General features: G+C 74.2%; 12 protein-coding genes. 2 read left to right on the top strand and 10 right to left on the bottom strand.

The features are described 5' to 3' along the window. Positions 1 to 5: 5 nt before the first annotated feature. The 6 genes from DCS98_RS16160 to DCS98_RS16135 form a co-directional block, all read right to left on the bottom strand. Positions 6 to 3116, bottom strand: a complete 3111-nt coding sequence (locus tag DCS98_RS16160; RefSeq protein ID WP_116452408.1) for a bifunctional [glutamine synthetase] adenylyltransferase/[glutamine synthetase]-adenylyl-L-tyrosine phosphorylase — start codon at positions 3114 to 3116, stop codon at positions 6 to 8. Continuing rightward, entirely contained in the window at positions 3113 to 3844 is a 732-nt protein-coding gene (locus DCS98_RS16155) for a type 1 glutamine amidotransferase (protein ID WP_206340301.1), read from the bottom strand. The genes DCS98_RS16160 and DCS98_RS16155 overlap by 4 nt, the downstream gene beginning before the upstream one ends. Before the next feature lie 72 nt (positions 3845 to 3916). After that, entirely contained in the window at positions 3917 to 5257 is a 1341-nt protein-coding gene (gene glnA, locus DCS98_RS16150) for a type I glutamate--ammonia ligase (RefSeq protein ID WP_116452518.1), read from the bottom strand. Positions 5258 to 5352: 95 nt separating this feature from the next. Beyond that, positions 5353 to 6582: an NAD(P)/FAD-dependent oxidoreductase gene (locus tag DCS98_RS16145; RefSeq protein WP_116452406.1), complete on the bottom strand. Its 1230-nt coding sequence runs from the start codon at positions 6580 to 6582 to the stop codon at positions 5353 to 5355. Beyond that, positions 6579 to 7217 (bottom strand): GTP cyclohydrolase I FolE, encoded by a 639-nt coding sequence (gene folE / locus DCS98_RS16140; RefSeq protein ID WP_116452405.1) that lies wholly within the window; start codon positions 7215 to 7217, stop codon positions 6579 to 6581. The genes DCS98_RS16145 and folE overlap by 4 nt, the downstream gene beginning before the upstream one ends. 66 nt (positions 7218 to 7283) lie before the next feature. Continuing rightward, complete coding sequence (locus DCS98_RS16135; protein ID WP_116452404.1) at positions 7284 to 7976, bottom strand: helix-turn-helix transcriptional regulator; 693 nt, start codon at positions 7974 to 7976, stop codon at positions 7284 to 7286. Positions 7977 to 8125: 149 nt separating this feature from the next. On the opposite strand from DCS98_RS16135, the gene DCS98_RS16130 reads away from it, so the two are divergent. Both DCS98_RS16130 and panB read left to right on the top strand, forming a co-directional pair. Continuing rightward, the gene (locus DCS98_RS16130) at positions 8126 to 9973 is read left to right on the top strand and encodes an NAD+ synthase (protein ID WP_206340300.1); all 1848 of its coding nucleotides are present in this window, start codon (positions 8126 to 8128) and stop codon (positions 9971 to 9973) included. Next, on the top strand, positions 9970 to 10800 hold the full coding sequence (gene panB, locus DCS98_RS16125) for a 3-methyl-2-oxobutanoate hydroxymethyltransferase (RefSeq protein ID WP_116452402.1): 831 nt from the start codon (positions 9970 to 9972) through the stop codon (positions 10798 to 10800). Before DCS98_RS16130 ends, panB begins: the two co-directional genes overlap by 4 nt. A gap of 6 nt (positions 10801 to 10806) precedes the next feature. On the opposite strand, the gene DCS98_RS16120 is transcribed toward panB, so the two are convergent. The 4 genes from DCS98_RS16120 to DCS98_RS16105 all read right to left on the bottom strand — a co-directional run bounded on the left by DCS98_RS16120 (position 10807) and on the right by DCS98_RS16105 (position 13584). After that, positions 10807 to 11781 carry a septum formation family protein gene (locus DCS98_RS16120; RefSeq protein ID WP_164704608.1) on the bottom strand — a complete coding sequence of 325 codons (975 nt, stop codon included), beginning with the start codon at positions 11779 to 11781 and terminating at the stop codon, positions 10807 to 10809. 146 nt (positions 11782 to 11927) lie between these two features. Further along, complete coding sequence (gene npdG / locus DCS98_RS16115; protein ID WP_116452517.1) at positions 11928 to 12623, bottom strand: NADPH-dependent F420 reductase; 696 nt, start codon at positions 12621 to 12623, stop codon at positions 11928 to 11930. A gap of 104 nt (positions 12624 to 12727) precedes the next feature. After that, complete coding sequence (locus DCS98_RS16110; RefSeq protein WP_116452400.1) at positions 12728 to 12910, bottom strand: hypothetical protein; 183 nt, start codon at positions 12908 to 12910, stop codon at positions 12728 to 12730. Positions 12911 to 13110: 200 nt separating this feature from the next. Then, positions 13111 to 13584 (bottom strand): cupin domain-containing protein, encoded by a 474-nt coding sequence (locus tag DCS98_RS16105; protein ID WP_116452399.1) that lies wholly within the window; start codon positions 13582 to 13584, stop codon positions 13111 to 13113. Positions 13585 to 13657: the final 73 nt, after the last annotated feature.

Here is a 13657-nt window from a genome sequence, read left to right as displayed (position 1 = left end):
GGCGGTCAGCCCGTCGGGGACTGGCCGTAGAAGACGCGCTCGACCACCGACCGGGCGTGCCGGGTCGTGCGGCGGTAGTCGTCCATGAACTGGCCGGGATCGGTGTCCGGCCCGTATCCGGAGGCCCGGGCCACGCCGGCCAGCTCCAGCCCCGGACGCGGCAGCTGGTCGCTGGGCCGGCCCCGCACCAGGAAGATGGCGTTCCGCGCCCGGGTCGCCATGTCCCAGGCCGACCGCAGGGCCGCCGCCTCGTCGGCGTGCAGCAGGTCGGCGTCCCCGAGCGCGGCCAGCGCCTCGACGGTCGGCTGGACCCGCAGGGCCGGGACCTCGGCGGCGTGCTGCAGCTGGAGGAGCTGGACGGTCCACTCGACGTCGGCCAGTCCGCCACGGCCGAGCTTGGTGTGCGTCGCCGGGTCGGCGCCGCGGGGCAGCCGCTCGCGCTCGACCCGCGCCTTGATCCGCCGGATCTCCGCCACCTGCTCGTCGGTGAGCCCGTCCTCCGGGTAGCGGATCGGGTCGATCATCGCGACGAAGTCCGCACCCAGCTGCTCGTCGCCGGCCACCGGGACGGCGCGCAGCAGCGCCTGCACCTCCCAGACCGACACCCACCGCTCGTAGTACTCGCGGAAGGCCGAGAGGCTCCGCACCAGCGCGCCCTGACGGCCCTCGGGGCGCAGGTCGGCGTCCACCTCGAACGCCGGATCGGGCGCCGGCTCCGACAGCAGGCGGCGCAGCGTGTGGGCGACGGCGTTGGCCGTGGACGTCGCCTTCGCCTCGTCGGCGCCCTCTCGCGGGCGGTGCACGAACAGCACGTCGGCGTCGGACCCGAACCCCATCTCCCCGCCGCCGAGCCGGCCCATGCCGATGACCGCCATCTCCATCGGCATCGCGGCCGGGTCGGCCCCGGTCTCCAGGGCGTGCGCCCGCACCGCCACGTCGAGGCCCACCTGCAGCGTGGCCGCGGCGATGTCGGTCAGCGCCTGTCCCAGGCGGACGACGTCGAGCCGGCCGAGCAGGTCGGCGGCCGCCACCCGCAGCAGCTCCTGCCGGCGCAGGCCCCGCACCACCCGGATGGCCTCCTGGGGGTCGGACGCACGACCGGCCGCCGCCCGCCACGCCTTGGCGAGCCCGGCGGCTCCGCGGGGCTCCAGCTCGGCGTCGTCGGCGAGCAGCCGCAGGGCCTCGGGGGTCCGGGTCAGCAGCGAGGCGATGTACTGGCTCGAGCCCAGGAGCTGGGCGAGCCGCTCGGCCACCTGGCCCTCGTCGCGCAGCAGCCGGAGGAACCACTGGTTGCCGCCGAGCGCCTCGCTGACCTGGCGGTAGGCCAGCAGCCCGGCGTCGGGGTTGGGGCACGAGGCGAAGGTCTGCAGCAGCACCGGCAGGAGGTACTTCTGCATCGACGCCGAGCGGGACACCCCGCCGGTCAGCGCCGCCAGGTGCCGCAGCGCGCCGTCGGGGTCGGCGAAGCCGAGCGCCCGCAACCAGTCACCGGCCGCCTTGGACCCCAGGGCGAGGTGCTCGCCCGGGACGCGGGCCACCGCCGACAGCAGCGGCCGGTAGAAGAGCTTCTCGTGCAGCCGGCGCACCTCGCGGGTGTGCAGCGCCAGCTCGGCGTCGAGGACGTCGACCGCGCTGCCCCGGGAGTCGGGCTTGTAGCCGAGCGCGCGGGCCAGCCACCGCAGCTGCTGCTCGTCGGTGGGCAGGAGGTGCGTGCGGCGCAGGCGGAGCAGCTGCAGCCGGTGCTCGACGGTGCGCAGGAAGCGGTAGGAGGCGATCAGCGTCGCGGCGTCCTCGCGGCCGACGTACCCGCCGGCCGAGAGCGCCTGCAGGGCCGGCAGGGTGCCTCCGACGCGCAGCGTGGGGTCCGCCCGTCCGTGCACCATCTGCAGCAGCTGGACGGCGAACTCGACGTCGCGCAGGCCACCGCGGCCCAGTTTGAGCTCCCGCTCGGCCTGGGCCGGCGGGATGTTGGCCTCCACGCGGCGCCGCATGGCCTGCACCTCGGCGACGAAGCCCGGCCGGTCGCCGGCCTTCCAGACCATCGGCCAGAGCGCCTCGACGTACGCCAGCCCGAGGTCGGGGTCCCCGGCCACCGGGCGCATCTTCAGCAGCGCCTGGAACTCCCAGGTGCTCGCCCACTGCTCGTAGTACGCCTGGTGCCCGGCGAGGGTCCTGACCAGGGCGCCGGCCTTGCCCTCCGGCCGGAGCGCGGCGTCGACCTCCCAGGCGGCCTCCTTGCAGATGCGCATGAGGGCGGCCGCCACGCGCGTGGCGCTGGACAGGGCGGCGCTCTCGGAGTCGCTCGGGTCGACCGGCTCGGCGACGAAGACGACGTCGACGTCGCTGACGTAGTTGAGCTCGCGGCCCCCCGTCTTGCCCATGGCGATGACGCCGAGCCGGCACGGTGACGCCGAGGCCGGCTGCTCGGCGACCGCCAGGGCGAGACCGGCGGTGAGGACGGCGGCGGCGATGTCGGCGAGCTCGGCGGCCACCTGCTCCGTGGGCACGCCGTCGCCGAGGTCTCGGCCGGCGAGGGAGAGGATCGCCCGGCGGTAGGCCAGCCGGAGCCGACGGATCCGCTCGGGCGAGGCGTCCGGCGCCGCCTTGCCCAGGCGCACGCCCCACGGCGGATCGTCGGGGTCCGCGCCGACGGCGGCCAGCATCTGGCCGCGCAGCTCCTCGGGCGCCGGTCGGGCGGAGCCGCGTGGCATGCCGTCGGCGTCGTCGTCGAGGACGGTCCAGTCCCCCGGGTGGGCCGCCAGGTGGTCGGCGAGCCCGGAGCTGGCGCCGAGGACGGCGAGCAGCCGGCTGCGCAGCAGACCCGACCCGCGCAGGCCGGCCAGGAGCGCCGCGGCGGCGCTCCCGTGCGGATCGGAGCTGTCCAGCGCCTCGACCAGCCGGTGCAGCGAGCGGAGCGCGAGGTCAGGGTCGCCGGCCCGGGCCAGCGCCGCCACGACCGGACCTGCCTCCGGATCGGCCGGTTCGTTCCGCTCGAGGTCCCAGAGCCCGAGGGAGGGGTCCGACAGCAGCAGCGCCGCGCGGGCGCCGTCCTCGAAGCCGAACCGCACCAGCCGGACGACGGCGCGACGCGGGATCTCCGCCTCGGCGGTCGTCACGCTGCCTGCTGCGCTCGGGTGCGGGCCAGCTCGGTGAAACGCTCCGCGAACGGCCGCCACGCCTCCTCGACGTGCGGGTGGGCGGCGTCGGACATGCGGCAGATCGTCTCGCGGTCCCAGGGGCTGGCCGCGACTCCGACGGTGTCCCGCTCGGCCCACTCGTGGATGATCTCGGGCGCCGTCTCGATGTGGAACTGCAGCCCGTAGACGTGCCGGCCCACGCGGAACGCCTGGTGGGCGTACACGGGGCTGCTCGCCAGCAGCGTCGCCCCGGTGGGCAGCTGGGAGATCTCGTCGTGGTGGAACTGCAGGACGTCGGGCGAGAGCGGCAGCGGGGCGAACAGCGGGTCGCTGTCCGCGGCGTCCCGCTTGGCCACCAGCAGGGCCCCCACCTCCGGGCCCTCCACGCCCTCGCGGACCGTGCCGCCGCCCACCTGGGCCAGCAGCTGGGCGCCCAGGCAGATGGCCAGCGTCGGGAGATCGGCCTGCAGCGCCTGCGCGAGCAGGGCCCGTGCGCCGGTCAGCTCGGGGCTGGTCTCCTCGTCGTCCATCGCCGACTGCGGGCCGCCGAGGACCACGAGGCCGTCGTAGCCCTCGAGAGTTGCCGGGAGCTCGTCCCCCCGCCCGACGTGGCGTGCGTCGAGCTCGGCCCCGGCGCCGCGCAGCCACTCCCCCAGCCGCGCGGGCGGATCGGTCTCGTGCAGGACGACGACGAGCAGGCGGGCCACGCCTGCGAGCGTAAAGACCTCGTCGCCCCCCGTGCCCCGCAGGCTCGGCACGGGCCGCTGCGACGAGGCCATCTACAGGCCGGGCAGGTAGCGGCGCAGCTCGAAGGGCGTCACGTTCTGCCGGTAGGAGTTGAACTCCTCCCACTTGTTGCGGAGGAAGAACTCGAAGACGTGCTCGCCCAGGGTCTCGGCGACCAGCTCGCTGCCCTGCATCGCGGTGAGCGCCTCGCCGAGGGAGACCGGCAGGTCCTCGTACCCGGCCGCGCGGCGCTCGGTGTCGGTGAGCGACCAGACGTCGTCCTCGGCCTCGGGCGGCAGCTCGTAGCCCTTCTCGATCCCCCGGAGCCCGGCGGCGAGCAGGACGGCGAAGGTCAGGTACGGGTTGCACGCCGAGTCGGGCGACCGGATCTCCACCCGCGCCGACTGCGCCTTGCTCGGCTTGTACGAGGGCAGCCGCACCAGCGCCGAGCGGTTGGCCCGGCCCCAGGTGGCGGCGGTCGGCGCCTCGGTGCCGGCCAGCAGCCGGCGGTAGGAGTTGACCGTCTGGTTCGTGACGGCGGTGTACTCGCGGGCGTGGGTGAGCAGGCCGGCGATGAACTGCTTGCCGGTGGTCGAGAGCCGCATCGGGTCCGCGGCGTCGTGGAAGGCGTTGCGGTCGCCCTCGAACAGCGAGACGTGGGTGTGCATGGCCGACCCGGCCAGCTCGGTGAACGGCTTGGGCATGAAGGTGGCGTGCACGCCCTGGGCCAGCGCCACCTCGCGGACGACGTGCCGCAGCGTCATGATGTTGTCCGCCATCGACAGCGCGTCGGCGTAGCGCAGGTCGATCTCCTGCTGGCCGGGCGCGACCTCGTGGTGGCTGAACTCTACGGAGATGCCCATCGCCTCGAGTGCGAAGACCGCCTCGCGGCGGAAGTCGTGCGCCACGTTGTGCGTGGACAGGTCGAAGTAGCCGCCGGTGTCGGCGGGCTCGGGCGGCGAGCCGTCCGAGGGCAGGTTCTTCAGCAGGAAGAACTCCACCTCGGGGTGCGTGTAGAAGGTGAAGCCCATGTCGGCGGCCTTGGCCAGCGTCCGGCGCAGCACGTGCCGGGGGTCCGCCCACGCCGGCGAGCCGTCGGGCAGCGTGATGTCGCAGAACATCCGCGCCGTGTCACTGGTGGCCCCCTTGGTCGCGGGCATCACCTGGAAGGTGCCGGGGTCGGGCTTGGCGAGCATGTCGGACTCGTAGACGCGGGCGAAGCCCTCGATCGCCGAGCCGTCGAAACCGATGCCCTCAGCGAACGCGGCCTCGATCTCGGCCGGGGCCACGGCGACGGCCTTGAGGTAGCCCGAGACGTCGGTGAACCACAGCCGCACGAAGCGGATGTCGCGCTCTTCCAGGGTCCGCAGGACGAACTCCTGCTGTCGGTCCATGCTCGCCATGATCGCGTCCGCTCGTTTCCGGGATGTGACGTCCCCGCCAGCCTGCCCCTTCCGGGGCATCCGGCGCATCTGGCCACACCGGACGATCAGGCGGCCAGGCGTTCCAGCGGCTCGGCGGGGTCGCTCAGCGAGGCCACCGGCACCTGCCGCCGGGCGCGGATCAACGCCTGGATGGGGTCCGTGACGTCCCAGACGTTGACGTTCATGCCCGCGACCACGCGGCCGTCGTGCAGCCAGAAGGCGATGAACTCCCCGCCGTCGACGTCGCCACGGGTGACGACGGCGTCGGTGGGCCCGCCCAGCCCGGAGTACTCCATGCCCAGGTCGTACTGGTCGGTGAAGAAGTACGGCACCCGGTCGTAGCTGACCGGCCGCCCCAGCATCGACCGCGCCGCCGCCGGCCCGCCGTTGAGGGCGTTGGCCCAGTGCTCGACGCGCACGTACCGCCCGTAGAGCGGGTGGAAGGACGACGCGACGTCGCCGGCCGCGAAGACGTCGGGGGCCGAGGCCCGCAGCGCGTCGTCGGTGACGATCCCGTTGTCCACCTCGAGCCCGGCGGAGGCGGCGAGCTCGACGTTCGGCGTCGCCCCGATGCCCACGACGACGAGATCGGCGGGCAGCCCGGCGTGCCGGTCGGTGACCACGGAGGTCACCCGGCCACCCGCGCCCCGGAACTCCCGGACGACGGTGTCGGTGAACAGGTCCACGCCGTGGTCGCGGTGCAGCCGGGCGAACACCCGCCCCATCTCCGGCCCGAGCACCGCGTGCAGCGGCGTGGGCTGCGGCTCGACGACGGTCACGTCGTCGCCGTGGTGCCGGGCCGCGGCCGCGACCTCGAGCCCGATCCAGCCCGCTCCCACGACGACCACCCGCCGTCCACCGCCGGAGAGGTGGGCCAGCAGCTGGTCGGAGTCGGCCAGCGTGCGCAGGTAGCGGACGCCCTCGAGGTCCGCGCCGGGGACCGGCAGCCGGCGCGCCGACGACCCGGTGGCCAGCAGGAGCTTCGCGTACGGGAGCTCCTCGCCGGTCTCCAGGCCGAGCCGGTGCGCGGCCGGGTCGAGGGAGGTGGCCCGGATGCCGGTGCGCAGCTCGACGTCCTGCTCGGCGTACCAGTCGGCCGCGTGCACCCGCGCGCTCTCCCGGTCCGCCTTGCCCAGCAGGTGGTCCTTGGAGAGGGGCGGCCGCTCGTAGGGGACCTCCGGCTCCCCCGCCACCAGGACGACGGGGCCGTCGAAGCCCTCGGCGCGCAGCGTCTCCGCCGCCTTGGCCCCGGCCAGTCCCCCACCGACGATCACGTACGGCTCCGCAGCGGTCATCGCCGCCCACCTCCGGAGAGAGCGAAGAACTCCTGACGGGACCGAGCGTCCTCCCGGAGGACCCCGTGCAGGGCCGACGTCGTCGTGCGGGAACCACGGGCCCGGACGCCGCGCAGCGTCATGCACAGGTGCTCGGCCTCGATCACCACGCCCACCCCGCGCGGTGCGAGGTTCTCCTGCAACCAGTCGGCCACCTGCTGGGTCAGCCGCTCCTGCACCTGGAGGTCGCGGGCGAACAGGTCCAGGACCCGGGCCAGCTTCGACAGACCGAGGATGCGCTCGCCGGGCAGGTAGCCGATGTGGGCGACGCCCGTGAAGGGCAGGAGGTGGTGCTCGCACAGGGACTGCACCGGGATGGCCGTCGCCATGACCAGTTCGTCGTAGCCCCCGTCGTTGGGGAAGGTCGTGAGGTCGAACGACGCAGGGGTCAGCAGCTCGGCGAAGGCGTCGGCGACCCGGCGCGGGGTGTCGGCCAGGTGCGGATCGTCCGGATCGCGGCCCAGCGCGCGGAGGAGGTCGGCGACCGCGCGCTCGGCCGTGGCGGGATCCACGGCGGCGCGGTTGCGGACGACGCGCAGACGGGTGGGTGCGGTGACCACGCCGAGCGGATCCGGGGCGCTGACGGTGCTCGTCATCGCGGACTCCTTCTAAAACCAGCGAGAGTTAGAAGTACAGACCTGCGACGGCCCGGCTGTCAACGGCTACCCGTCAGCGGGCTCCAGCCGGACGCAGCAGCGCCCGGGCGACGGCTGCAGCCGGGCGACGCGCCTCGCGTCGCCGGCGCCGTCCAGCACGCCCTCGAGCAGGCGGAGGTTCATGCCGCAGACGAGCTCGGTGTGCTCGCGGGCCAGCCGGTGGAACGGGCAGTTGGCCAGAGTGACGGCCCCGCCCTCGACCCGGGGCTCGAAGCCGTGCCGTTCGAGCGCACCCAGCGCGACGTCCGGGCTCCCTGCGGCCGGGGCGCCCGTCCGAGCGGCCGCCCCCAGCTCCCGGCCGCGCGTGAACGCCAGCCGGCCGAGGACCGCCCGGGGCGGCTCGCCGGTCGACTGGGCCTCTTCCATCGCCGCGGCCAGCAGCCCCCCGGCCAGGTCGTAGTGCCGCTCCGGGAAGGACACCGCGACGTCGCACCCCGCCCGCCGGTAGAGCTTCGCCGGCCGGCCGGCGCCCGGGCCGCTGCGACCGGTGCGCCGCTCGAAGACGACGTCGAGGAGGCCCTCCTCCACCAGCTTGTCGAGGTGGAAGGCGACCGTCGCCCGAGGAACCTCGGTGGCCCGGGCCGCCTCGTCCCGGCTCACCGCGCCGGGCCGGCGGACGACGTGCTCGTACAGCAGGCGGCGGGTCGGCTCGGCCAGCGCGGCGACCGCGGCCACCTGGGCGGTCCGTGCGTCGTCCATGCCGGAAGTCTAGAACCAATCCAGGTTCGCGGAAGAAGAGCGGAGCGTCGCCTGCACCCCGTCCGGGCGACGCCGGGGTGTCCGATCAGACACCCGGTCGTGGGCGCCCCGCCTGGCCGTGCGCCCTGGTGGACGACCAGACTGACCGGGTGAGCGATCAGCAGCCTCGTCAGTTGCGGGTGGGTCTGGCCCAGGTCGACACCCGCGTCGGCGACATCGAGGGCAACGCCGAGCTGGTGACCGCCTGGACGGCGACGGCGGCCGGGGCCGACGTCCACCTGGTGGTGTTCCCCGAGATGACCCTGACCGGCTACCCGCCCGAGGACCTGGTGCTCCGCGAGTCGTTCGCGCGGGCCAGCGAGCAGGGCGTGGTCGACCTGGCCGGCACCCTCGCCGAGCGCGGCCTCGGGGACGTCGCTGTCGTCGTCGGCTACCTGGCGCACAGCCAGGACGGGGCTCCCGGCCCGGCCGACGGACCGCAGGGTTCCGAGCGGGAGGACGCCGAGGAGCTGCCCGGTGACGCCAACCCCCGCAGCAGCCAGCCGCGCAACGCCGCCGCCCTGCTGCACGGCGGCCGCGTCGTCGCCCGCTACTACAAGCGCCACCTGCCCAACTACGGCGTCTTCGACGAAGCGCGCTACTTCGTGCCGGGCACGGACCTGGCCGTCGTCCGCCTGCACGGCGTCGACGTCGCGCTGACGATCTGCGAGGACCTCTGGGTCGAGAACGGCCCCTGCGGTGTCGCCGGGGAGGCCGGCGTCGACCTCGTCGTCTCGCCCAACGCCTCGCCGTACGAGCGGGCCAAGGACGACCTGCGGCTGCCCATGGTGCGCCGCCGGGCCGCCGAGGCGCACGCCCCCGTCGTCTACTGCAACCAGGTGGGCGGCCAGGACGAGCTGGTCTTCGACGGCGACTCGATGGTCGTGGCCGCCGACGGCGAGCTGCTCGCGCGTGCGCCGCAGTTCGTCGAGCACCTCATGACCGTCGACCTCACCTTCGCCGGGTCGACCGAGGGACGCCGCGACGGGCGCGTCGGCGCGATGACGGTGACCCGCTCGGTGGTCTCCGAGGAGCCGGCCCCCTCGTTCGAGGCCCGGCCCGGGACCGTCGCCGATCCGCTGGAGGACTGCGAGGAGGTGTGGCGGGCGCTCGTCCTCGGCCTGCGCGACTTCATCGAGAAGAACGGCATGCCCTCGGTCGTCCTCGGGATGTCCGGCGGCATCGACTCCGCCGTCGTGGCCTCCCTCGCCGTCGACGCCCTGGGCGCCGACCGCGTGCACGGCGTGGGCCTGCCCTCGAAGTGGTCCAGCGACCACTCGCTGTTCGACGCCGAGGACGAGGCGCGCCGGCTCGGCCTGCACTACTCGGTCGTGCCGATCGCCCCGATGGTGGACGCGTACCACGCGTCGGTGGAGCTCACCGGGGTCGCCGCCGAGAACCTGCAGGCCCGCGTGCGGGGCACCCTGCTCATGGGGCTGTCCAACCAGCACGGGCACCTGCTGCTGACCACGGGCAACAAGAGCGAGATCGCCGTCGGCTACTCGACGCTCTACGGCGACTCGGCCGGCGGGTACGCGCCGATCAAGGACGTGCCCAAGACGCTCGTGTGGGAGCTGGCCCGCTGGCGCAACCGGTACGCCGCCGACCGCGGTCAGGTCGAGCCGATCCCCCAGCACTGCATCGACAAGCCCCCGTCGGCGGAGCTGGCACCCGGCCAGGTCGACACCGACTCGCTCCCCTCCTACGAAGAGCTCGACGCCGTCATCGCCGACTACGTCGACCGCGACCTGGGGATGGCCGAGCTGCTCGAGCGCGGGCACGACGCCGAGGTGGTGGCGCGGGTCCTCCGACTGGTGGACGCCGCCGAGTTCAAGCGCCGGCAGTCGGCGCCCGGGACGAAGATCAGCCTCAAGGCGTTCGGCCGGGACCGGCGCCTGCCGATCACCAACCGGTGGCGGGAGACCCTCCCCACGGTCCGCGAAGGAGCACGAGCATGAGCGAGTCGGTGCTGTACGGCGGCCGGTCGACCGCCCGGGTGCGCGTGCACCACCTGCAGCAGGCCAAGGAGCGGGGCGAGAAGTGGGCGATGCTCACCGCCTACGACACCTACAGCGCCGCGGTGTTCGAGGAGGCCGGCATCCCGGTGATGCTGGTCGGCGACTCCGCGGGCAACGTCGTGCTCGGCTACTCCAGCACCGTGCCGGTCACCGTCGAGGACCTGCTGGTGATGGTCAAGGCCGTCACCCGGTCCACCCAGCGCTCGCTGGTCGTGGCCGACATGCCGTTCGGCTCCTACGAGTCCGGCCCCCAGCAGGCGTTCGAGACCGCCGTCCGGTTCATGAAGGAGGGCGGCGCGCAGGCGGTCAAGCTCGAGGGCGGCGTCCGCGTGGCACCGCAGATCAGGCTCCTGCACGACGCCGGCATCCCCGTGATGGCGCACATCGGCTTCACGCCGCAGAGCGAGCACACCCTGGGCGGCTTCCGGGTGCAGGGCCGCGGCACGGGCGCCGAGCAGCTGCTGGCCGACGCGCACGCCGTCCAGGAGGCCGGCGCCTTCGCCGTCGTCCTGGAGATGGTGCCGGCGGAGCTGGCCGGGCAGGTGACCAAGGAGCTGTCCATCCCGACCATCGGCATCGGCGCCGGCGTGGACTGCGACGCCCAGGTGCTGGTCTGGCCCGACATGGCGGGGCTCAACGGCGGCCGCGTGCCGAAGTTCGTGAAGAAGTACGCCGACCTGCGCGGAGAGCTGCTGCGCGCGGCCCAGGAGTACGCGGACGAGGTGCGCACCGGGGTGTTCCCCGGCCCCGAGCACTCCTTCGACTGAGCCGGGTCAGCGCGGTTCGAAGCGGACGTCCTCGTCGAAGACGGACCCCTCGATCAGCCGACCGGGTGGCGAGATCACCCCGCAGGACGCCCGGTGCACCGGCTCCCCACCGGCGGTCCGTGGCGTGCCCCAGTCGAGAGCCGGCGCCCCGACGATCTGGGCCCCCACCAGCCCGTGGCGGACCGCATCGGGCACCAGTTCCGGCGCCAGCTCCTCGCACGCCCCAGCCAGCAGCCGGTACTGCCCGGCCGTCTCCGCTCCCACGGAGATGCGGGGCAGCATGTCGGGGTCGAGCACCGCGGCGGCGTCGAACTCGAAGATCGCCTCCCAGTCGTGGGGGTCGTCGCAGCCCACGATGGACGCCGCCGCCGGGTCCTTGCCGTAGCGCTCGCACCACCGGAGGTCGGCCCGGTACCCGCTCGTGGTGAACGCCGCGAACATCGGCTCGTCCTCCGTCCAGGCGAGCGTCTGCGGAGCCCCGAGCTTGTCGCTGTAGGCGACGCCGCAGACCACGGTGCGCTCACCCCGTGACCAGAACGTCTCCTGCGGAACGGTGAAGAAGTTCCACGCGCTGGCGATCGGGGTGACCGCCAGGGCCTTCCGCCTGGCCGGGTCCTCGGGCAGATCGAGGACGTCGGCCAGACCGCTGCTGGTCAGGAGGACGTCGCCGCACACGTCCATTCCGTAGGGGCCGAACAGCGGCGAGGGGCCGTCCACGGTGCTCATCAGGTCACGCCTGTCGTGCGCCGCGAGGTCCGCCGGGAGGCGTCGGACGCCGAGCACCTCGACGCTGTGCTCGGCGTCGCAGCCGGCGACGTTGCCCGGGCTGAGCAGTTCCGGATTCGCGGTCATGTAGCACAGGCCTGCCGCGACCGAGGCGGCCTCGGCCGTGGCGTGACCGCCGACCACGGTGGTGCACCCGGCGAGCGCGACCGACACCACGCCGCCCAGCACGGCGGCACGCAGCCCTCGTCCTCGCACGTCTGCCTCCGGTTCCGGATCCGGGCGGTTCCCACCGCCGGGGGAACTCTGACGCGCGGCAAGGCACCGGGGCGAGGGGCCTGCGGCGCGGCACCCCGAACGAGTGAGACCGGGCCGGCACCAGGGGGCGGCCGTGACGCGGTGCTTCAGACGTCGGTGATGCGGATACCGGCGTGCACCTTGTACCGGCGGTTGACCGACACGAGGTTGATGGTGAGCGCCTCGACCTGGCGGGCGTTGCGCAGCCGGCCGGCGTAGATGCCGCGCATGCCCGGGAGCCGGCCGGCGAGCGCCTGCACCGTGTCCATCGAGGCACGGTCGTCGCCCACGACCATCACGTCGCCGTCCAGGGTGGGCCGGGAGAGGTCCTCGAGCAGGACGGCGGAGAGGTGGTGGAAGGCCCCGACCACGTGGCTGTCGGGCAGCAGCGCCGCCGCCTGCTGCGCCACGCTGCCCTCCTCCACGTCGAGGACGTAGGCACCCAGCTCGTCGAAGCCCATGGGCACCACGCAGTCGACGACGATCTTCCCGGCCAGCGGCGTGGCCAGCTCGGCGAGTGTGGCGGCGTGCCCGTCGTAGGGGACGGCGACGATCACCAGGTCCGCGGCACCGGCGACGTCGACGTTCGAGCCGCCCTGCACGGACACCTCGGTCCCGCCGGCCGCGGTGGCGGCGCGCTCGGCGACCTCTGCGGCGACCTCGGAGGCGCGGTCGGCGTCCCGGCTGCCCAGCAGGATGCGCTGCCCGGCGGCGGCCAGCCGGACGGCCAGGCCACGGCCCTGCGGCCCCGTCCCGCCCAGGACCCCGACGACCAGCTCCTCGACAGTGCGCCCGTCAGTCACGAAAGCCCCCTCCATCGGCCCGGACCGCCCGGCGCCACACGTCCGATCATCCCTGAGCCGGGCAGCCGCCCCCGCACGCGGGCGGGTTCAGCCGGTGAACGGGGTCAGTCGCCTTCCCACCTGCGGTCCTCGGCGTCGAGCTGCTCGTTGCGCTCGGCCACCGACTGGAGCGCGTGCTCGGCCTGCTCGCGGGTCTCGTACGGGCCGAGGCGGTGCCGCTCGGCGCAGCCGTCGCGCGTCTCGACGGTGTGGTGCTTCAGGCAGAAGAACCATGGTCCCTGGGGCATGGACAGCCTCCTCGTCGCGATCGGCGCCACCGGCGTCCTGCTCCGACCCTACCCACGCCCGGGAGCGCCGGCGGCCCCTCCCGGCGGTGACCGCGCAGGTGGGCGGCCTGCCGACCGGCGTGGAGGGGGCCGGCGTGGGACCTCGCAGGCGGGAGAGCTCAGGCAGCGGGCCGCCGCGCCTGCGGCGCCCCGCGGCCCGCTCAGCCGTCGACCATCACCTGGTCGTGCCGGGCGTAGAAGGCCGTCATCTCCTCGGGCGTGAGGGTGCGGCCGCTGCGCCGCAGCTCGGCCATCTCGAGGAAGAACTTCTCGCGCGCGATGCCGGGTGCGAACAGGATGAGGAACGACGTCCACTCGTCGCCGTCGTTGCGGAAGCCGTGCGCCCCGCCCTCGTGGACCAGCGCGTAGTCGCCCGGGCCGAAGGGGTCCCACGATCCGGCGTGGTAGACGGTCAGCTGCCCGGACAGCACGTAGAAGGATTCCGAGAACGTCTGGTGGAAGTGCGGCGCCGCCCCGGGGCTGTGCGGCGCGACGTGGTACTCGACCAACCCGTACCGGCCGGCGGTCACCGACCCGGGCGCGACCATCCGCAGCTTGCTCGTGGCGCCGTTGAGCACCAGCGGGTGGTCCGCCACCGTGCGGACGTCGACGAGGGCCGGATCGACGTGCGACATGGGGGAACCCTGGCAGCCCGGACGCGGCCGCGACAGCCCCGCCGCGTCCCCAGCCTGCGATTTTCCGCAGATG

Origin of the sequence: Blastococcus litoris (genome assembly GCF_003075095.1) — a bacterium.
GTDB lineage: Bacteria > Actinomycetota > Actinomycetes > Mycobacteriales > Geodermatophilaceae > Blastococcus_B > Blastococcus_B litoris.
Note: the sequence above shows the minus strand (reverse complement) of the source record. Positions and strands in the feature narration are given on the sequence as shown.